The organism is Streptomyces sp. NPDC037126 (assembly GCF_055605965.1).
Genome location: NZ_JBVJTD010000018.1, coordinates 85755 through 104564 on the forward strand (window position 1 = coordinate 85755; position 18810 = coordinate 104564).

At 70.9% G+C, this 18810-nt stretch carries 16 protein-coding genes; 13 read left to right on the forward strand and 3 right to left on the reverse strand.

Annotated elements, in window-relative coordinates; translation table 11 throughout:
- Nucleotides 1-26 precede the first annotated feature (26 nt).
- The gene (locus ACZ7FF_RS32310) at nucleotides 27-2465 is read right to left on the reverse strand and encodes an MFS transporter (RefSeq protein ID WP_470816682.1); all 2439 of its coding nucleotides are present in this window, start codon (nucleotides 2463-2465) and stop codon (nucleotides 27-29) included.
- Nucleotides 2466-2618: 153 nt separating this feature from the next.
- Complete coding sequence (locus tag ACZ7FF_RS32315) at nucleotides 2619-3062, reverse strand: SRPBCC family protein (RefSeq protein ID WP_153545860.1); 444 nt, start codon at nucleotides 3060-3062, stop codon at nucleotides 2619-2621.
- A gap of 134 nt (nucleotides 3063-3196) precedes the next feature.
- On the opposite strand from ACZ7FF_RS32315, the gene ACZ7FF_RS32320 reads away from it, so the two are divergent.
- The 4 genes from ACZ7FF_RS32320 (at nucleotide 3197) to ACZ7FF_RS32335 (ending at nucleotide 6932) form a co-directional block, all read left to right on the forward strand.
- The gene (locus ACZ7FF_RS32320) at nucleotides 3197-4261 is read left to right on the forward strand and encodes an Rv2578c family radical SAM protein (RefSeq protein ID WP_470816684.1); all 1065 of its coding nucleotides are present in this window, start codon (nucleotides 3197-3199) and stop codon (nucleotides 4259-4261) included.
- A gap of 148 nt (nucleotides 4262-4409) precedes the next feature.
- On the forward strand, nucleotides 4410-5963 hold the full coding sequence (locus ACZ7FF_RS32325) for an alpha/beta hydrolase (protein ID WP_470816685.1): 1554 nt from the start codon (nucleotides 4410-4412) through the stop codon (nucleotides 5961-5963).
- Nucleotides 5964-6018: 55 nt separating this feature from the next.
- Nucleotides 6019-6417 (forward strand): RidA family protein, encoded by a 399-nt coding sequence (locus tag ACZ7FF_RS32330; protein WP_470816686.1) that lies wholly within the window; start codon nucleotides 6019-6021, stop codon nucleotides 6415-6417.
- Nucleotides 6414-6932 (forward strand): GNAT family N-acetyltransferase, encoded by a 519-nt coding sequence (locus tag ACZ7FF_RS32335; RefSeq protein ID WP_470816688.1) that lies wholly within the window; start codon nucleotides 6414-6416, stop codon nucleotides 6930-6932. The genes ACZ7FF_RS32330 and ACZ7FF_RS32335 overlap by 4 nt, the downstream gene beginning before the upstream one ends.
- A 7-nt stretch (nucleotides 6933-6939) precedes the next feature.
- Here ACZ7FF_RS32335 and ACZ7FF_RS32340 read toward each other — a convergent pair whose 3' ends face one another.
- Nucleotides 6940-7524: an adenylosuccinate lyase gene (locus ACZ7FF_RS32340; RefSeq protein WP_470816690.1), complete on the reverse strand. Its 585-nt coding sequence runs from the start codon at nucleotides 7522-7524 to the stop codon at nucleotides 6940-6942.
- 378 nt (nucleotides 7525-7902) lie between these two features.
- On the opposite strand from ACZ7FF_RS32340, the gene ACZ7FF_RS32345 reads away from it, so the two are divergent.
- The 9 genes from ACZ7FF_RS32345 (at nucleotide 7903) to pssA (ending at nucleotide 18793) form a co-directional block, all read left to right on the forward strand.
- Nucleotides 7903-9708: a 3-hydroxyacyl-CoA dehydrogenase family protein gene (locus ACZ7FF_RS32345; RefSeq protein ID WP_470816691.1), complete on the forward strand. Its 1806-nt coding sequence runs from the start codon at nucleotides 7903-7905 to the stop codon at nucleotides 9706-9708.
- 136 nt (nucleotides 9709-9844) lie between these two features.
- Entirely contained in the window at nucleotides 9845-10663 is an 819-nt protein-coding gene (locus ACZ7FF_RS32350; protein WP_470816693.1) for a TetR family transcriptional regulator, read from the forward strand.
- A 396-nt stretch (nucleotides 10664-11059) separates the two neighbouring features.
- On the forward strand, nucleotides 11060-12397 hold the full coding sequence (ccrA, locus tag ACZ7FF_RS32355; RefSeq protein ID WP_470816856.1) for a crotonyl-CoA carboxylase/reductase: 1338 nt from the start codon (nucleotides 11060-11062) through the stop codon (nucleotides 12395-12397).
- Between the two features lie 9 nt (nucleotides 12398-12406).
- Nucleotides 12407-14434, forward strand: coding sequence for a protein meaA (locus ACZ7FF_RS32360; protein ID WP_470816695.1), 2028 nt, complete (start codon nucleotides 12407-12409; stop codon nucleotides 14432-14434).
- Nucleotides 14431-15393 (forward strand): HpcH/HpaI aldolase/citrate lyase family protein, encoded by a 963-nt coding sequence (locus ACZ7FF_RS32365; RefSeq protein ID WP_470816697.1) that lies wholly within the window; start codon nucleotides 14431-14433, stop codon nucleotides 15391-15393. The genes ACZ7FF_RS32360 and ACZ7FF_RS32365 overlap by 4 nt, the downstream gene beginning before the upstream one ends.
- Before the next feature lie 15 nt (nucleotides 15394-15408).
- Entirely contained in the window at nucleotides 15409-15921 is a 513-nt protein-coding gene (locus ACZ7FF_RS32370; protein ID WP_037654726.1) for a MaoC family dehydratase, read from the forward strand.
- Entirely contained in the window at nucleotides 15921-17126 is a 1206-nt protein-coding gene (locus ACZ7FF_RS32375) for an acyl-CoA dehydrogenase family protein (protein ID WP_470816699.1), read from the forward strand. The genes ACZ7FF_RS32370 and ACZ7FF_RS32375 overlap by 1 nt, the downstream gene beginning before the upstream one ends.
- Before the next feature lie 169 nt (nucleotides 17127-17295).
- Nucleotides 17296-17952, forward strand: a complete 657-nt coding sequence (locus ACZ7FF_RS32380; protein ID WP_470816701.1) for a phosphatidylserine decarboxylase — start codon at nucleotides 17296-17298, stop codon at nucleotides 17950-17952.
- A 22-nt stretch (nucleotides 17953-17974) separates the two neighbouring features.
- Entirely contained in the window at nucleotides 17975-18793 is an 819-nt protein-coding gene (gene pssA, locus ACZ7FF_RS32385; RefSeq protein WP_470816857.1) for a CDP-diacylglycerol--serine O-phosphatidyltransferase, read from the forward strand.
- Nucleotides 18794-18810: the final 17 nt, after the last annotated feature.

An 18810-nucleotide genomic window follows, 5' to 3' on the forward strand; every position in this document is an offset into this window, starting at 1 on the left:
CGCTCCGAGGGCGCCCCCGGGTCCGCTCAGTCCTCGTGACCGAGCTGGAGGTCCCGTTCCGTACGGCCGCCGCCCGCGACCTGGAGCACGGTGGCGACCGGCGGGTAACCGGCGGCGATGACCGTGTACTCGCCCGAGGAGAGGTCCACGAACCGGAACGATCCGTCCGCTCCGGTGGTGAGGGTGTCGACGACATTCCCGGCGGCGTCGAGGAGCGTCACGCGCGCGTCCTCGACGGGCCGGCCGCCGCTCGCCCTGACGGTGCCCCGCAGCACGGCGCCGCCCGCGAGTTCGACGTCCTGGCGGGTCTCCCGGGAGGCCTGCACGGTGACCGGGAGGGCGGCCGGGCGGAAGGCGGGGGCGCTGGCGGCCAGGGTGTACTCCCCCGCGACCAGCTCCGTGATGACGTAGCCGCCCTCGCGGCCGCTGCGGGTGGCCGCCACCACCTCGCCGTGCACGTTGGTGAGGGTGACGGTGGCGTCCCGCACGGGGGTGCCGTCGGCGGTGACCACGCTGCCGGCGAGGCGCCCGGCGCCGCCGAGGACCACGTCGAGCTCGACGGGCCGTTCGCCGACGGTGACGGAGACGGCCTGCGGCTGGTGCCCGCCCGCGGCGGCGATCAGCACGTACGACCCGGAGCCGGGCGTGCTGAGCGCGTACCGCCCGTCGTCGCCGCTGGCGCCCCGGCCGATCTGGACCCCGGCGACGTCGATGAGGGTGAGCGCCGCGCGGGGCACCACGGTGCCGTCGGGGTGCTGCACGGTGCCGCAGACGGGGATGCCCGCGGCGTACGGCGAGCGGGGCGGTACGGGGCTCCCCCCGGCCTGGGACCGGGCGCGGGCCCCCGGGATCGGGGCGGTCACGGACTCGTGCTCCGTGTCGGCGGTGTTGTGGGACACCAGGGGTTTCTCCTTGAGGAAGAAGGCGATGACCAGACCGAGGGCGAGCACCGGGACGAGGTAGAGGAAGATCCGGGGCATCGCGTCGGCGTAGGCGCGGATGTAGGCGTCGCGCAGGGCCGCGGGCAGCGCGTGGACGAGCTGCGGGGTGATGGAGTCGGCGTCGGGCAGCCGGGCCCCCGCGCGCGGGGGCAGTTCGTGGCGCAGGGCGGTGGTGAGCCGGCCGGCGAACAGGGTGCCGAAGACGGCGGCACCGACGCTGCCGCCGATCTGCCGGAAGTAGTTGTTGGCGCTGGTGGCGGTGCCGAGGTCGGCGGGCCGTACAGAGTTCTGCACGGCGAGGACGAGCACGGGCATCACCAGGCCGATGCCCGCGCCGAGGACGGCCATCCAGATGCTGTAGTGCAGCCGGGGGGTGTCCACCTCCAGGCGGGACAGCAGCCACATGCCGACGGCGGAGACGGCGCCGCCGAGGACGGGGAAGACCTTGTAGCGGCCGGTGTGGCTGATGAGCTGGCCGCCGATGATGGAGGCGCCGACGATCCCGGCCATCATGGGCAGCATCAGGAGCCCGGACTCGGTGGCACTGGCCCCGTCGACCATCTGCAGGAACGTCGGCAGATAGCTGGCGGCGCCGAACAGGGCGACCCCGATCACGAGGCCCACCAGGGCGCTGACGTTGAAGACGGAGTCCCTGAACAGCCGCAGCGGGATGAGGGGTTCGGTGGCGAACCGCTCGGCGACGAGGAAGAGGACGACGGCGGCCAGCGCGCCCGCGCCGAGGCCCAGGATCTCCCGCGAGCCCCACGCGTACTCGGTGCCGCCCCAGCTGGTCAGCAGGACGATACAGGTGGAGGCGGCGGCGAGCAGCAGCGCGCCGAGCACGTCGAGGCGGCCGCGGGACCCCGGCCGCGGGAGCTTCAGTACCACGGTGACGACGGCGAGCGTGACCAGTCCGAAGGGGACGTTGACGTAGAAGCACCAGCGCCAGGAGAGGTGGTCGGTGAAGTAGCCGCCGAGCAGCGGCCCGGCGACGGAGGCGAGGCCGAACGCGGCGCCGATCAGGCCCATGTAGCGGCCGCGCTCCCGGGGCGGGACGATGTCGGCGATGATCGCCTGCACACCGATCATGAGCCCGCCCGCCCCGACGCCCTGGACCGCGCGGAAGGCGATCAGCTGGTCCATGGTCCCGGCCCGGCCGGCGAGCGCGGAGCCGACGACGAAGACGGCGATGGCGAACTGGAAGACGCCCTTGCGGCCGAACAGGTCGCCGAGCTTGCCGTACAGGGGCAGGCCGACGGTGGAGGTGAGCAGGTAGGCGGTGATCGCCCAGGACATTCGGTCCAGGCCGTGGAGTTCGCCGACGACCTTGGGCAGGGCGGTGGCGACGATCATCTGGTCCAGGGCGGCCAGCAGCAGTGCCAGCATCAGCCCGAGGAAGACCAGCCGCACCCGGCGCGGACCCAGCGGGGCCCCGGGCGCGGGGGGCGGCGGTGCGGTGGCGGTCTCCCGCCCCGCGGCCGGGGGCGCGGCAGGCTCGTGCTCCACCAGAGTCGTCCCGCCCACGTCCCGCTCCCCTCGTCGCACCTGCTCACATTTCCCGCGTAAGGCGACAACTGCGAACAACTGCGGCGAGTTACGGCACGATCCCGGACCGCCGGGAGATCCACCCGAACCGGTGAAGGGGCGCAACGCCCCTTCACCGTACGGGGTTTGGCCCTACTTCTCGACCTCGGCGGCGAGCCGGGCGAGCACCGCGTCGTAGATCCGGCCGAGGCCCTTGGGTGCGAACGTCTTCTCGAAGAAGCCGCCGATGCCGCCGGCGCCCTTCCAGGTGGTGGTGACGACGACCCGGGACTTCCCCTCGCCGGCCGGGGTGACGCGCCAGGTGGTGACCATCGACGAGTTGCGGTCCTTCTCGACCAGCTCGCCGTCGGTGGGCTCGCTGACCTCCAGGAGGCAGTCGCGCACCCGCTTGCTGGTGGCCTGGAGCTTCCAGTGGACGAGGGTGCCCTCGCCGTCGCCGCCCTCGCGCACCTCGTACTCGCTGAAGTGCTCGGGCAGCAGCTTCTGCCGTGTGCCGCGGTAGTCGGCGAGGGCGTCGAACACCTTCTCCGCGTCCGCCGCGACGACCCGCTCCGTAGTGGCCTCGACCTGCGCCATTGCGTTCCTCCAGGACCTGATTGCTCGGGGTTGGGAAAAGCCAACCACCCCGGCACCCGGGCGCCCAAATCGGGGCCCGCACGATCATGGGAACAGATGTTCTATTCTGTGGCCAGTGCTACCGAGGAGGGTTCATGCGCTGGGAGAACCTCGCCGTGGAGTCCGCGGAGTCCGCCGGGTCCGCAGAGCACCGGCGGGCCGCCGACGCCGCGCTGTTCGGCGCGGACGCGGTCACGACCCGCACCTTCGACACGCCCGAGTTCCGCGGGATCACCTTCCACGAGGTGCGGGCGCGCTCGGTGCTGAACCGGGTGCCGGGCGCCTCACGCATGCCGTTCGAGTGGACGGTCAATCCGTACCGTGGCTGCTCGCACGCGTGTGTGTACTGCTTCGCGCGCAAGACGCACAGCTATCTGGACCTCGACACGGGCATCGGCTTCGACACCCAGATCGTGGTCAAGGTGAACGCCCCCGAGGTGCTGCGCCGGCAGCTGGCCTCCCGCCGCTGGCAGGGCGACCACGTGGCGATGGGCACGAACGTCGACTGCTACCAGCGCGCCGAGGGCCGCTACCGCCTGATGCCGGGCATCATCTCCGCCCTCACCGAGCACGCGAACCCGTTCTCGATCCTGACCAAGGGCACCCTGATCCTGCGCGACCTGGACCTGCTGGTCCGGGCGGCCGAGGTGACGGACGTGGGCATCTCGGTCTCGGTCGGCTTCCTCGACGCCGGGCTGTGGCGCACGGTGGAGCCGGGGACGCCCGCGCCCGAGCGCCGCCTGGACGTCGTGCGGGCCCTCGGCGAGCACGGCATCGGCTGCGGGGTGCTGATGGCGCCGGTGATCCCGTTCCTGAGCGACCATCCGGACCGACTGCGGGAGACGGTACGGGCCATCGCGGCGGCCGGGGCCACCTCGGTCACCCCGCTGGTGCTGCACCTGCGCCCCGGGGCGCGGGAGTGGTTCACGGCCTGGCTCGGCGAGCACCACCCGCACCTGGTGCGGCGCTACGAGCGGCTCTACGCCGAGGGCGCCTACGCGCCGAAGTGGTACCAGCGCCGGATCACCCGTCAGGTGCACGAACTGGCCCAGGAGTACGGCATCGGGCCCACGCGCGCGGGGACCGCCCGGCGGATCCGCCCGGCCGGGCCGGGCCGGCCCGCGGACCTGTCCGAACCGACCCAGCTCACGCTCATGTGAGGGCGGCCCGGGAGCGTTAGGGGGCATCCCGCGGCCCAATTGGGTCAACTATCGCTGCGACGCGTTCCACGGGGCCCCGATTCCGGGACGATGCCGCGTGAACCGTGATCCTCCGCGGTTCGCCGAAACCTCCGTCCCGGGAGGACCCATGAGAACACGCGCAGCCCTGCTGTGCGCGGCCGGCGCCCTGGTGGCGGCCTCGGTCACGGCCGCGCCGGCCGAGGCCGCCCCGTCGGCCGGCCTCGTCTGGAAGAAGTGCGGCACCGCCGACTACCCGACCCTGCAGTGCGCCTCGGTGCGGGTGCCGCTGGACCACGCGAACCCGTCCGGCTGGCAGATCACGCTCGCCCTGTCCCGCGTTCCGCACACCGCCCGGACCTCCCAGGGCCCGCTGCTGGTCAACCCCGGCGGCCCCGGCGGCAGCGGGCTCACGCTCGCCGGGTTCGTGGCGTCCGCGCTGCCCAGGAGCGTGGCGGCCCGGTACGACGTCATCGGCTTCGACCCGCGCGGGGTCGGCCGGAGCACCCCGGCCCTGGACTGCGAGCCCGGCCACTTCGGGGCGCCGCGCGTGGACACCGTGCCGGCCACGCCCGCGCTGGAGCAGGCGAACCTGCAGCGCGCGAAGTCGTTCGCCGCCGCCTGCGGCCGCCGGTACGCGGACGTGCTGCCCTACATCAACACCGTCAGCGCCGCGGAGGACATGGACTCCGTCCGCCAGGCCCTCGGCGCGCGGCAGATCAACTACTACGGGTACTCCTACGGCACCTACCTCGGCGCGGTCTACGCCAAGCTCCACCCCGACCGGGTCCGCCGTCTGGTGCTGGACTCGATCGTCGACCCGACCGGCGTCTGGTACCGCGACAACATCGGCCAGGACTACGCCTTCGACGACCGCCACCGCGCGCTGATGGCCTGGATCGCCAAGTACGACGCCACGTACCGGCTCGGCAAGGACCCCGAGAAGGTCGCGGCCGAGTGGTACGCGATGCGGGCGGCCCTCGCGAAGAAGCCGGCCGGCGGCAAGGTCGGCGCCTCCGAACTGGAGGACACCTTCATCCCGGGCGGCTACTACGACGGCTACTGGCCCTACCTCGCCGAGGCGTTCGCGGCCTACGTCCACGACCGGAACACCGGGCCGCTGGTGCAGGCGTACCAGAACTTCGCCCACGTGGACGCCTCCGGCGACAACGGGTACAGCGTCTACACGGCCGTGCAGTGCCGGGACACCGCCTGGTCGCCCGACTGGGCGCACTGGGCGCGCGACACCTGGGCGGTGTACGCGAAGTCGCCCTTCATGGCCTGGAACAACGCCTGGTACAACGCGCCGTGCGCGTTCTGGCCGACCCAGCGGATGAAGCCGGTGAACATCGCCAACGGCAAGCTGCCGCCGGCGCTGCTGTTCCAGGCGACGAACGACGCGGCCACCCCGTACGCCGGCGGCGTGACGGCACATCAGCTGCTGGCCCGCTCCAGCCTGGTGGTCGAGGAGGGCGGCGGCAACCACGGCATCACGCTGAGCGGCAACGCCTGCCTGGACACGTACCTGGCCGCCTACCTCACCGACGGCACCGTCCCGCGCGGCAGGGGCGTCGCCGACGCCGTCTGCGAGAAGTCGCCCGACCCCGAGCCGCTGACGACGAAGGCGGCCTCGACCTCGTCGCGCGGCTCCACCCTCCACGGTCTGCTGGGGTTCCGCCGCTGAGCGTGCACCGAGGGCCGTCGGGGGCGTTGTCGGTGCCGTGGTCCACCATGGAGCCATGACGGAACCCACCCGGATCACCGCCCCCGACGGTGTCGCACCCGCCACCCAGTACAGCCATGTCGTCTCGGCGACCGGCCGCCTCGTGGCCGTCTCCGGCCAGCTGGCCCTGGACGAGGACGGCAAGCCGGTCGGCCCGGGTGACGCCGCCGCCCAGGCCCGGCAGGTGTTCGAGAACCTGCGCCGCTGCCTGGCCGCGGCCGGGGCCGGCTTCGAACACGTCGTCAAACTGACGTACTTCGTCACCGACATGGCCCACATGCCCGCCATCCGCGCGGCCCGCACCGCCCACATACCCGACGACCGCCTCCCCGCCTCCTCGGCCGTGCGCGTGGCCGGGCTGGTGGGCCCGGAGTTCCTGATGGAGATAGAGGCGCTCGCCGTGGTGCCGGCATGAGCCTCCTCACCGTCCGGGACATGACCTCCGCCGACTGCGACCGCGTCGCCGAGATCCGGGTGGGTGGCTGGCGGCACGCGTACAAGGGGCTCATGCCGCAGGGGTACCTCGACGGGCTCAGCGTGGCGCGGGACGCCGAGCAGCGGCGGACGTGGCTCGCACAGGACGACGGCTCGGTGGTGAACCTGGTCGCCGAGCGGGCGGGCGAGATCCTGGGATGGGCGGCGCACGGGCCGTACCGCGACGGGGAAGCGCCCACCGGGGACGCCGAGTTGTACGCGATCTACGTCGACCCGGCGCACCTCGGGAGCGGCGTGGGGCGCGCCCTGCTGGAGCACGCCGAGCGGCAGCGCCGTGACCACCCGCGGATGCTGCTGTGGGTGCTCCGGGACAACGCCCCCGCCCGCCGCTTCTACGAGCGCGCCGGATACCGGCCGGACGGGGCCGAGGAGCCGTTCGAGGTGGACGGCGTGCCCGTGCCCGAGGTGCGCTACGCCAGGGAGCTGCGCGACTGACCGGGCGTCACCTGGCCTGTTCCTCCTGGGGAAGCCCCGCCAGGGCGTGCACCGCCGCCTCGGCGAGCGGCGGATGGGCGAGGGCTTCCTTCAGGACGCGGCGGGCCCGGGGGTCGCCGAGCGCGCCCAGGCCCTCCACGCAGGCGAGGGCGACCCGCCGGTAGGGGTCGTGCGGGCGCAGCCGGCGCTCCAGGGTGGTGATCAGCGCGGGCACGGACTCGGGGGCGCGGAGCGCGGCCAGGAGCCGTACCGGGTGCAGGGCGTAGGCGACGCGCAGTTCGTTGGTGGCGAGGGCGGCGGCCGCGCGGGCGGTACGGGGGTCGCCGAGACGGGCCAGCGCGTGGGCGGCGGAGGCGCAGCGCGGGGGGTCGCGGTGGTTCAGCAGGAGGACCAGGGACTCGAAGGCGCGCCGGTCGCCGACGAGGCCGAGCCGGAACGCGGCCAGTTCCCTGGCCCATAGGGGCTGTCCGGGCGCGGTGAGCGCCTCCGCCAGTTCGTCGTGGTCCTCGGTCGCGAGCAGGCGGTCGACCGCCGCCGAGCCGCGCGACTCCTGCCGTACGCGCTCCGTGAGCGATCGCAACTCTTCGTCCACGAGCACCAGCGTAGGGGGCCTCGCCCGCGGAGGGAGCCAGATCACAAAGTCGGGAACGACTTGGGTCTGGCGCGCTCGTTACCCGCGAGTTAAGCTCATTCGAGCGAGGTGACCCCCTCGCACTTCTGCTGGCGACGGTCTGGTGACGCGGCCGTCGCGAGCATGGTCGGTTCGGTACTCGTGTACCGCAGTACGACCCGGCTCCGGGACAGGGCCGGTCGGAACATCGCCGCTGCCGGGCGTGTGCACGCCCGCGGCACCGGCACCGGGCGTGTGCGCTCGCAGCCCGGCAACACCCGCACTCCTCTCCGCACCGTGGTGCGCCTCCGGCGCACCCGGCGCGCTCCTCGTCGTCACCCTCATCCCTGGAGTCCCGCGATGGCCACTCCCCTGTCCGACACCCCTCTGTCCCCGCTCAAGACGATCGCCGTCGTCGGCCTCGGCACCATGGGCACCGGCATCACCGAGGTCCTCGCGAAGGCCGGGCGCGAGGTGATCGGCATCGACATCAGCGAGGCCCAGGCCGCGAAGTCGCTCGCCGCCCTGGAGGCCTCCACCGCGCGTTCCGTGGAGCGCGGCCGGCTCACCGAGCAGGAGCGCGCCGACGCCCTGGCCCGGGTCCGCACCTCGACCGACCTCGGCGCGGCGGCCGACGCCGACCTCGTCATCGAGGTGGCCCCTGAGTCGTACGAGGTCAAGCACCAGATCTTCCGTGAGCTGGACGGCATCGTCCGCCCCGGGACGATCCTCGCGACCGGTACCAACGCCCTGTCCGTCACCCGGCTCGCCGCCGACTCTGCGCGCCCCGAGCGGGTGCTCGGCCTGCACTTCTTCAACCCGGCGCCGGCGATGCGGCTGGTGGAGATCGTCTCCTCCGTGCTGACCGCGCCGCCGGTCGTCGCCGCGGTCACGGACCTCGCGATCGAGCTGGGCAAGGAGCCGGTCTCGGTCGGCGACCGCCCCGGCTTCGTCGCGGACGGGCTGCTCTTCGGCTACCTCAACCAGGCCGCCGCGATGTACGAGGCCAGGTACGCCTCCCGTGAGGACATCGACGCGGCGATGCGGCTCGGCTGCGGCCTGCCGATGGGCCCCCTGGCCCTGCTCGACCTGATCGGCGTCGACACCGCGCGGACCGTCCTCGAGGCCATGTACGCGGAGTCCCGCGACCGGCTGCACGCGCCCGCGCCCATCCTGAAGCAGCTCAGCGAGGCGGGCCTGACCGGCCGCAAGTCGGGGCGGGGCTTCTACACCTACGAGGCGCCGGGCAGCGCCACGGTCGTGGCGGACGCGCTGACCCCGGCCGCCGGGGACAGCCGGGTCGCGGGGCGCACGGTGCGCTCGGTCGGCGTCGCAGGCTCCGGCACCATGGCCTCGGGCATCGCCGAGGTCTTCGCCAAGGCGGGCTACGACGTGGTGCTGGCCGCCCGCAGCGAGGAGAAGGCCCAGGTCGCCAAGGCCCGCATCGGCAAGTCCCTGGCGCGCTCCGTCGACAAGGGCCGGCTCACCGCCGAGGCCGCCGCCGCCACCCTGGACCGGATCACCCCGGCCGGCTCCTACGAGGCCTTCGCGGACGTCGACCTGGCCGTCGAGGCGGTCGCCGAGGACCTGGAGGTCAAGCGGCAGCTGTTCCAGGCGCTGGACAAGGTCTGCAAGCCCGGCGCGGTCCTCGCCACCACCACGTCCTCGCTGCCCGTCGTCGCCTGCGCCCGCGCCACCTCGCGCCCGCAGGACGTGATCGGGATGCACTTCTTCAACCCGGCCCCGGCGATGAAGCTGGTCGAGGTCGTGCGGACCGTGCTGACGGCCGACGACGTCCACGCCACCGTCCGCGAGGTCTGCGCGAAGGTCAGGAAGCACGCGGTGGACTGCGGCGACCGGGCCGGGTTCATCGTGAACGCCCTGCTGTTCCCGTACCTCAACAACGCGATCAAGATGGTCCAGGAGCACTACGCCTCCCTGGACGACATCGACGCGGCGATGAAGCTCGGCGGCGGCTACCCGATGGGCCCGTTCGAGCTGCTCGACGTGGTCGGCCTGGACGTCTCGCTGGCCATCGAGAAGGTGCTGCACCGCGAGTTCCGCGACCCGGGTCTCGCCCCCGCGCCGCTGCTGGAGCACCTGGTGGCCGCGGGCTGCCTCGGCCGCAAGACGGGCCGCGGCTTCCGCGAGTATGCCCGCCGCTGACGGCGTCGGCGACTGGTCCCGCGCGGACACGGACTGGGGCGGGCTGCTCGAGCCCGCCACGGGAACCCCGCCCTTCACGGGCGGGGGAAACCCGGCACCTGCGCACCGAGCTGCGCACATGCAGTACGTTCGGGTCATGTCCCAGCCCGCCAAGTCCTCACGTACACCAGCTACGCCCGACGCGCCGGAAAGTGCCGCAGGCAGTCGCGCCGCCGCCCAGCGGCTCAAGATGCGCCGAGAACTGGCGGCCGCAGCGATGGAGCTGTTCGCGACCAAGGGGTACGAGGCCACCACGGTCGACGAGATCGCGGCGGCGGCCGGCGTCGCCCGCCGCACCTTCTTCCGCCACTTCCGCTCCAAGGAAGAGGCGATCTTCCCGGACCACGACGACACGCTGATCCGCGCCGAGGCGGTGCTGAACGCCGCCCCGGCGCACGAGCACCCTCTCGACACCGTGTGCCGCGGCATCAAGGAAGTCATGCGGATGTACGCGGCCCGGCCGGAGATCTCGGTCGCCCGCTACAAGCTCACGCGCGAGGTGCCCACCCTGCGCGAGGCCGAGATCGCCTCGGTGGCCCGCTACGAGCGCCTGTTCACCCGCTATCTGCTCGGCCACTTCGACGAGCACGCGCACGCCGACGACGCCAACGACGACCCGCTACTGGCCGAGGTCGCCGCCTCCGCGGTCGTCACCGCCCACAACCACGTGCTGCGGCGCTGGCTGCGGGCGGGCGGCCAGGGCGACGTCGAGGCGCAGCTCGACCACGCCTTCGCGATCGTCCGCAAGACCTTCGGCACCGGCATCGGCGCCGGGCGCGGCTCGGCCCCCAGGCCGGCCGTCACGGCCCCCGCGACCGCCTCGGCGCACGGCGAGGTGCTCGTCACCGTCGCCCGCACCGACGCCCCGCTGGAGGAGGTCATGCGGACCATCGAGGAGGCTCTGAAGGACCGCTGACGCCTCCTTCCCGCTGTGATGACGGCCACCCTTCGGGGTGGCCGTTTTGCCATGTCAGGGGCTGTTTTCCAGCAGATTTCAGAGGCCGTTCGATCGATCATCGCTCATTTGTCACGTAAAGATTTCATCTGAGAGCAGGTTCTGGCACTCAGTGCCTTGCCACCTGACACGCGGTGTCATACGTTGATGGTGTCCGGCTGTCCCGGCAGGCCCACCGCCTGCGCGCCGGACGCCTGCGTCACAGGCAACCTCCCGCGCCACAAAGCGCTGCCGAAGCACCACCGAGCCGAACCGACGGCATCCCCGAAAAACCCTCAGCAGCACTCATCGCAGCACCGACGAACCCACAGGCGCCCCTCCCTCAGGGCGCTCACCGCCGGAGGCAACACCGTGACCGTGAAGGACATCCTGGACGCGATCCAGTCGAAGGACGCCACGTCCGCCGACTTCGCCGCTCTGCCGCTCCCCGACTCGTACCGCGCGATCACCGTGCACAAGGACGAGACGGAGATGTTCGCGGGCCTGGAGACCCGCGACAAGGACCCGCGCAAGTCGATCCACCTCGACGAGGTCCCCCTGCCGGAACTCGGCCCGGGCGAGGCCCTGGTGGCCGTCATGGCCTCCTCGGTCAACTACAACTCGGTGTGGACCTCGATCTTCGAGCCGCTGTCCACGTTCGGGTTCCTGGAGCGCTACGGCAAGGTCTCGGAGCTGACCAAGCGCCACGACCTGCCGTACCACATCATCGGCTCCGACCTCGCGGGCGTCGTCCTGCGCACCGGCCCGGGCGTCAACGCCTGGAAGCCCGGCGACGAGGTCGTCGCCCACTGTCTGTCCGTCGAGCTGGAGTCCTCCGACGGCCACAACGACACGATGCTCGACCCCGAGCAGCGCATCTGGGGCTTCGAGACCAACTTCGGCGGCCTGGCCGAGGTCGCCCTCGTCAAGTCCAACCAGCTGATGCCGAAGCCCGGCCACCTGAGCTGGGAGGAGGCCGCCGCCCCGGGCCTGGTCAACTCAACCGCCTACCGCCAGCTGGTCTCCCGAAACGGCGCCGGCATGAAGCAGGGCGACAACGTCCTGATCTGGGGCGCGAGCGGTGGCCTCGGCTCCTACGCCACCCAGTTCGCCCTCGCCGGCGGCGCCAACCCGATCTGCGTCGTCTCCAGCGACCAGAAGGCGGACATCTGCCGGTCCATGGGCGCCGAGGCGATCATCGACCGCAGCGCCGAGGGCTACAAGTTCTGGAAGGACGAGCAGACCCAGGACCCGAAGGAGTGGAAGCGCTTCGGCAAGCGCATCCGCGAGCTCACCGGCGGCGAGGACATCGACATCGTCTTCGAGCACCCGGGCCGTGAGACCTTCGGCGCCTCGGTCTACGTCACGCGCAAGGGCGGCACCATCACCACCTGCGCCTCGACCTCGGGCTACATGCACGAGTACGACAACCGCTACCTGTGGATGTCCCTGAAGCGGATCATCGGCTCCCACTTCGCCAACTACCGCGAGGCCTGGGAGGCCAACCGGCTCATCGCCAAGGGCAAGATCCACCCGACCCTGTCGAAGGTCTACTCCCTCGAGGACACCGGCCAGGCGGCGTTCGACGTCCACCGCAACCTGCACCAGGGCAAGGTCGGCGTGCTCTGCCTCGCGCCCGAGGAAGGCCTCGGCGTGCGCGACGAGGAGATGCGGGCCAAGCACATCGACGCCATCAACCGCTTCCGGAACGTCTGAGAGCCATAGATGACAGAGCGTCAGAAGGACCGTCCGTGGCTCATGCGGACGTACGCCGGCCACTCCACGGCCGAGGCGTCCAACGAGCTGTACCGGCGCAACCTCGCCAAGGGCCAGACCGGTCTGTCGGTGGCGTTCGACCTGCCGACGCAGACCGGCTACGACTCCGACCACATCCTCGCCCGCGGCGAGGTCGGCCGGGTGGGCGTGCCCGTCGCGCACCTCGGTGACATGCGCCGGCTGTTCCAGGACATCCCCCTGGAGCAGATGAACACCTCGATGACGATCAACGCCACCGCCATGTGGCTGCTGGCGCTCTACCAGGTCGTCGCCGAGGAGCAGGGCGCGGACATCACCAAGCTCCAGGGCACGACGCAGAACGACATCGTCAAGGAGTACCTGTCCCGCGGGACGCACGTCTTCCCGCCGGGGCCGTCGCTCCGCCTGACGACGGACATGATCGCGTACACGGTCTCCCACATCCCGAAGTGGAACCCGATCAACATCTGCAGCTACCACCTGCAGGAGGCCGGGGCCACACCGGTGCAGGAGATCGCGTACGCGATGTCCACCGCGATCGCCGTCCTCGACGCCGTCCGCGACTCCGGCCAGGTGCCGCAGGAGCGCATGGGCGACGTCGTCGCCCGCATCTCCTTCTTCGTGAACGCGGGCGTCCGCTTCGTCGAGGAGATGTGCAAGATGCGGGCCTTCGGCCGCATCTGGGACCGGATCACCCGGGAGCGGTACGGCATCGAGGACGCCAAGCAGCGCCGGTTCCGCTACGGCGTCCAGGTCAACTCGCTGGGCCTGACCGAGGCGCAGCCGGAGAACAACGTCCAGCGGATCGTGCTGGAGATGCTGGCGGTCACCCTCTCCAAGGACGCACGCGCGCGCGCCGTGCAGCTGCCCGCCTGGAACGAGGCCCTGGGCCTGCCCCGCCCCTGGGACCAGCAGTGGTCGCTGCGCATCCAGCAGGTCCTCGCCTACGAGAGCGACCTGCTGGAGTACGACGACATCTTCGAGGGCTCGAAGGTGATCGAGGCCAAGGTCGAGCAGCTGGTCGAGGACGTCCTCGCGGAGATCGACCGCATCCAGGAGATGGGCGGCGCGATGGCCGCCGTGGAGTCCGGCTACCTGAAGTCGCAGCTGGTCGCCTCGCACGCCGAGCGCCGGGCCCGGATCGAGTCCGGCCAGGAGAAGATCATCGGCGTCAACATCTTCGAGGGCACCGAGCCCAACCCGCTGACGGCCGACCTGGACACCGCGATCCAGACGGTCGACCCGGCGGTCGAGGCCCGGGTCGTCGAGTCCCTCGGGCGCTGGCGGGACACCCGCTACCAGCCGCCCTTCAACCACCCGCGCCCCTGCAAGGCGCTGGAGCGGCTGAAGGAGGCCGCCAAGGGCACCGACAACCTGATGGAGGCCACGCTGGAGTGCGCCCGCGCCGGGGTCACGACCGGCGAGTGGGCGGGCGCCCTGCGCGAGGTGTTCGGCGAGTTCCGGGCGCCCACCGGGGTCTCCTCGGCGCCGGTGGCCGTCCCCGCCGAGGCCGGCTCGGCGCTCGCCGAGGTCCGCGCCCGGGTGGACGCCACCGCCCGCGACCTGGGCGTCGGCAAGCTGCGCTTCCTGGTCGGCAAGCCCGGCCTCGACGGACACTCCAACGGCGCCGAGCAGATCGCCGTCCGGGCCCGCGACGCCGGCTTCGAGGTGGTCTACCAGGGCATACGGCTGACGCCCGAGCAGATCGTGGACGCCGCCCTCGCGGAGGACGTGCACGCCGTGGGCCTGTCGATCCTGTCCGGCTCGCACGCCCAGCTGGTCCCGGACGTACTCCAGCGGCTGCGTGTGGCCGGTGCCACAGATATACCCGTGATCGCAGGTGGCATCATCCCGAACGGTGACGCCGAGCAGCTGAGGGCCGCCGGAGTGGCCGCCGTCTTCACCCCGAAGGACTTCGACATCACCGGGATCATCGGCCGCATCGTCGACGAGATCCGGAAAGCGAACAAGCTCGACCCCCTGGAGGTCCCCGCATGACGACCGTCAACCGCCTTCGCCCGCGGCGCTCCTGCCTGGCCGTGCCGGGCTCGAACCCGCGCTTCCTCGAGAAGGCGCAGGGCCTGCCGGCGGACCAGGTCTTCCTCGACCTGGAGGACGCGTGCGCGCCGCTCGCCAAGCCCGAGGCGCGGCACACCATCGTCAAGTTCCTCAACGAGGGCGACTGGACCGGCAAGACGCGCGTCGTGCGGGTCAACGACTGGACCACCGAATGGACGTACCGGGACGTCGTGACGGTCGTCGAGGGCGCGGGCCAGAACCTCGACTGCATCATGCTGCCGAAGGTGCAGAACGCCGAGCAGGTCGTCGCCCTCGACCTGCTGCTGACGCAGATCGAGAAGACCATGGGCTTCGAGGTCGGCAAGATCGGCATCGAGGCGCAGATCGAGAACGCGCAGGGCCTGAACAACGTCAACGCGATCGCGCAGGCCTCCCCGCGCATCGAGACGATCATCTTCGGCCCGGCCGACTTCATGGCCTCCATCAACATGAAGTCGCTGGTCGTGGGCGAGCAGCCGCCCGGCTACCCGGCGGACGCCTACCACTACATCCTGATGAAGATCCTGATGGCCGCCCGCGCCAACAACCTCCAGGCGATCGACGGCCCCTACCTGCAGATCCGCAACGTCGAGGGCTACCGCGAGGTCGCGCAGCGCGCCGCCGCGCTCGGCTTCGACGGCAAGTGGGTGCTGCACCCGGGCCAGGTCGAGGCGTCCAACGAGATCTTCTCGCCCTCGCAGGAGGACTACGACCACGCCGAGCTGATCCTGGACGCGTACGACTACTACACGTCCGAGGCGGGCGGCAAGAAGGGCTCCGCGATGCTCGGCGACGAGATGATCGACGAGGCCAGCCGCAAGATGGCCCTGGTCGTCTCCGGCAAGGGCCGGGCCGCCGGCATGCAGCGCACCTCGAAGTTCGAGATCCCCGCCAGCTAAGGAGCCCTGAGCGCGATGCAGTTCGGACGGACCTACGAGGAGTTCGAGGTCGGGGCGACGTACAAGCACTGGCCGGGCAAGACGGTCACGGAGTACGACGACCACCTGTTCTGTCTCCTCACCATGAACCACCACCCCCTCCACATGGACACGAACTATGCGGAGAAGACGACGGACTTCGGCAAGAACGTCGTCGTCGGGAACTACATCTACTCCCTCCTGCTCGGCATGTCCGTCCCGGACATCTCCGGCAAGGCGATCGCGAACCTGGAGATCGAGTCGCTCAAGCACGTGGCGCCGACCTTCCACGGCGACACGATCTACGGCCAGACGACCGTGCTCGACAAGTGGCCGTCGAAGTCGAAGAACGACCGCGGGATCGTCTACGTCGAGACCAAGGGCTACAAGCAGGACGGCACCCTGGTGTGCGTCTTCCGCCGCAAGGTGATGGTGCCCACCGAGACGTACATCAAGGAGCGCGGCGGCGAGCAGCCCGGCCGCCCGGAGCCGAAGCAGCAGGAGAAGTAATGGCGCGCCTCGCCCAGACCGCCGGTCTGACCGACGTCCAGCAGGAGATCCTCTCCACCGTTCGGGACTTCGTCGACAAGGAGATCATTCCTGTCGCGACCGGTCTCGAGCACCGCGACGAGTACCCGCAGCAGATCGTGGACGGCCTCAAGGAGCTCGGCCTGTTCGGTCTGATGATCCCCGAGGAGTACGGGGGCCTGGGCGAGTCGCTGCTCACCTACGCGCTGTGCGTGGAGGAGATCGCCCGCGGCTGGATGTCGGTGTCCGGCATCATCAACACCCACTTCATCGTCGCGTACATGCTCAAGCAGCACGGCACGCAGGAGCAGAAGGACCACTTCCTGCCGAGGATGGCGGCCGGCGACATCCGGGGCGCGTTCTCGATGTCGGAGCCGGGCCTGGGCTCCGACGTGTCGGCGATCACGTCGAAGGCGGTCAAGGACGGCGACGAGTACGTCCTGAACGGCCAGAAGATGTGGCTCACGAACGGCGGCACGTCGTCCCTGGTGGCGGTTCTCGTCCGGAGTGACGAGGGTCACCCCGAGGGCTCCGCCCCGCACAAGTCGATGACCACCTTCCTCGTCGAGAAGGAGCCGGGCTTCGGTGAGGTCCGCCCGGGCCTGACCATTCCCGGCAAGATCGACAAGATGGGCTACAAGGGCGTCGACACCACCGAGCTGATCATGGACGGCCTGCGGGTACCGGCCGATCGGGTGCTCGGCGGCGCCACCGGCCGAGGTTTTTACCAAATGATGGACGGCGTGGAGGTCGGCCGGGTCAACGTGGCCGCCCGCGGCTGCGGTGTCGCCCAGCGCGCCTTCGAGCTGGGCGTGCAGTACGCCCAGCAGCGGCACACCTTCGGCAAGCCGATCGCCCAGCACCAGGCCATCCAGTTCAAGCTGGCGGAGATGGCCACCAAGGTCGAGGCCGCGCATGCGATGATGGTCAACGCGGCACGCAAAAAGGACTCGGGAGAGCGAAACGATCTCGAGGCGGGGATGGCGAAGTACCTCGCCTCCGAGTACTGCAAGGAGGTCGTGGAGGATGCCTTCCGGATCCACGGCGGCTACGGCTTCTCCAAGGAGTACGAGATCGAGCGCCTGTACCGCGAGGCCCCGATGCTGCTCATCGGTGAAGGCACCGCCGAGATCCAGAAAATGATCATCGGCCGCCGACTGCTCGAAGAGTATCGATTCCAGGGCTGAATGTCCGGATACGGGGTGTTTTCTTCGAGAAGAAGATCACACCCCGTAGACGTTCTTCGGGCGCCGACTCGACTTCCTGGCTTGCCCAGTTGTAGCCCGCGCCCGGTACGATCCCCGGAAAGCCGCCGTCCCCCGTCTTGCGCGGCATCATCCGCTACGAAGGTCATCCATGCCCCACAGCCAAACCTCTGCACCTCGCGACAGCCGAGCCGGCGTACGCCTCGCGCGCGGAGCATCGCCGTGGCTTCTCCCGACCGTCGCCACCGCAGCCCTCAGCCTGGCCCGTGCCCGCCGCTCGGGCGCCGCCAAGGCCGTCGCCGTGCCCGCCACCGCGCTCGCGGCGGGCATGCTGTGGTTCTTCCGCGACCCCGAGCGCGAGATCGCCTCGGGCCGCGTCATCTCGCCCGCCGACGGCGTGGTGCAGAGCATCATGCCGTGGAAGGACGGGCGCACCCGCGTCGCGATCTTCATGAGCCCGCTGAACGTCCACGTCAACCGCGCGCCCCTCGCGGGCACGGTGACGTCCGTCGAGCACGTCCCCGGTGGCTTTGTTCCAGCTTTCAACAAGGAGAGCGAGAACAACGAGCGCGTAGTCTGGCATTTCGACACCGAACTCGGCGACATCGAGATGATCCAGATCGCCGGCGCGGTGGCCCGTCGTATCGTGCCCTACATCCCTCGGGGCACGAAGGTCGAGCAGGGCGACCGACTCGGGCTGATCCGTTTCGGCTCGCGTGTCGACCTCTACCTGCCCGAGGGCGTGGAGGTCGCGGTCGAGGTCGGACAGAAGACCGTGGCTGGGGTGACTCGCATTGACCGTGATTGATCCGGAGACCCAGGCGGGCTGGGTGCCCGAGGCGGACGAGGTGGACGAAGAGGAGGAGATGCCCCTCTCTCTCCGCCTCTCAATAGCGGACACCCTCACCCTGGGCAACGCCACGTGCGGGTTCATGGCGGTGTACTTCACCACCACCGGCATCCTGATCCCGCACCTCACCGGCAGCCAGGAGTCCGGCATGGCCCGCCACAGCGCGGCCACGGCGGTCATCCTGATGCTCTGCGCGGCCGTCTTCGACCTGTGCGACGGACTGGTCGCGCGGAAGCTGCGCTCGTCGCCCATGGGCGCGGAGCTGGACAACCTCTCCGACCTGATCAGCTTCGGCCTGGCACCGGCGTACTTCGTGCTCGTGTACGGCATGGTCGCCGACGACGCGCACCAGAGAATGGCGGCGCTGGGGGCAATCGTGGTGCTCCTGGCGGTCGTCCTGCGCCTGGCCCGCTTCTCCTGCGTGACCATGAAGGACGGCATGTTCCAGGGCATGCCCTCGCCGTTCGGCGCGCTGACGGTCGTCTCCATCGTCCTGCTGGAGCTGCCCTTCGTGGCGACGCTCCTGGCCATCCTGGGCACCGCCTGGCTGATGGTGAGCCGGGTGGAGTACCCGAAGCCGCGGGGACGGCTGGCCGGCGCGGTGCTGGGCTGGATCGTCCTGTCCATGGGCCTGCTGGCCGCCTGGGCCTTCGACGCGCCCAGCGGACAGCTGCTCCTGCAGACGGGCTGCGCCCTGCAGCTGGTCATGGGCGCGGTGATCCCGCTGTTCGCCACGGCGCGCCGGGTGAACAACTTCCGCGACAACCGCCGCGAGGCGCGGGCGGCACAGCTGCCGTAGTCGCTCGCACGGCTCGT

Excerpts from the sequence above, each read along its gene's own strand:
- ACZ7FF_RS32315 (WP_153545860.1), bottom strand. The coding sequence starts at position 3,062 with ATGGCGCAGGTCGAGGCCACTACGGAGCGGGTCGTCGCGGCGGACGCG.
- ACZ7FF_RS32320 (WP_470816684.1), top strand. The coding sequence starts at position 3,197 with ATGCGCTGGGAGAACCTCGCCGTGGAGTCCGCGGAGTCCGCCGGGTCC.
- ACZ7FF_RS32325 (WP_470816685.1), top strand. The coding sequence starts at position 4,410 with ATGAGAACACGCGCAGCCCTGCTGTGCGCGGCCGGCGCCCTGGTGGCG.
- ACZ7FF_RS32330 (WP_470816686.1), top strand. The coding sequence starts at position 6,019 with ATGACGGAACCCACCCGGATCACCGCCCCCGACGGTGTCGCACCCGCC.
- ACZ7FF_RS32335 (WP_470816688.1), top strand. The coding sequence starts at position 6,414 with ATGAGCCTCCTCACCGTCCGGGACATGACCTCCGCCGACTGCGACCGC.
- ACZ7FF_RS32345 (WP_470816691.1), top strand. The coding sequence starts at position 7,903 with ATGGCCACTCCCCTGTCCGACACCCCTCTGTCCCCGCTCAAGACGATC.
- ACZ7FF_RS32350 (WP_470816693.1), top strand. The coding sequence starts at position 9,845 with ATGTCCCAGCCCGCCAAGTCCTCACGTACACCAGCTACGCCCGACGCG.
- ACZ7FF_RS32360 (WP_470816695.1), top strand. The coding sequence starts at position 12,407 with ATGACAGAGCGTCAGAAGGACCGTCCGTGGCTCATGCGGACGTACGCC.
- ACZ7FF_RS32365 (WP_470816697.1), top strand. The coding sequence starts at position 14,431 with ATGACGACCGTCAACCGCCTTCGCCCGCGGCGCTCCTGCCTGGCCGTG.
- ACZ7FF_RS32370 (WP_037654726.1), top strand. The coding sequence starts at position 15,409 with ATGCAGTTCGGACGGACCTACGAGGAGTTCGAGGTCGGGGCGACGTAC.
- ACZ7FF_RS32375 (WP_470816699.1), top strand. The coding sequence starts at position 15,921 with ATGGCGCGCCTCGCCCAGACCGCCGGTCTGACCGACGTCCAGCAGGAG.
- ACZ7FF_RS32380 (WP_470816701.1), top strand. The coding sequence starts at position 17,296 with ATGCCCCACAGCCAAACCTCTGCACCTCGCGACAGCCGAGCCGGCGTA.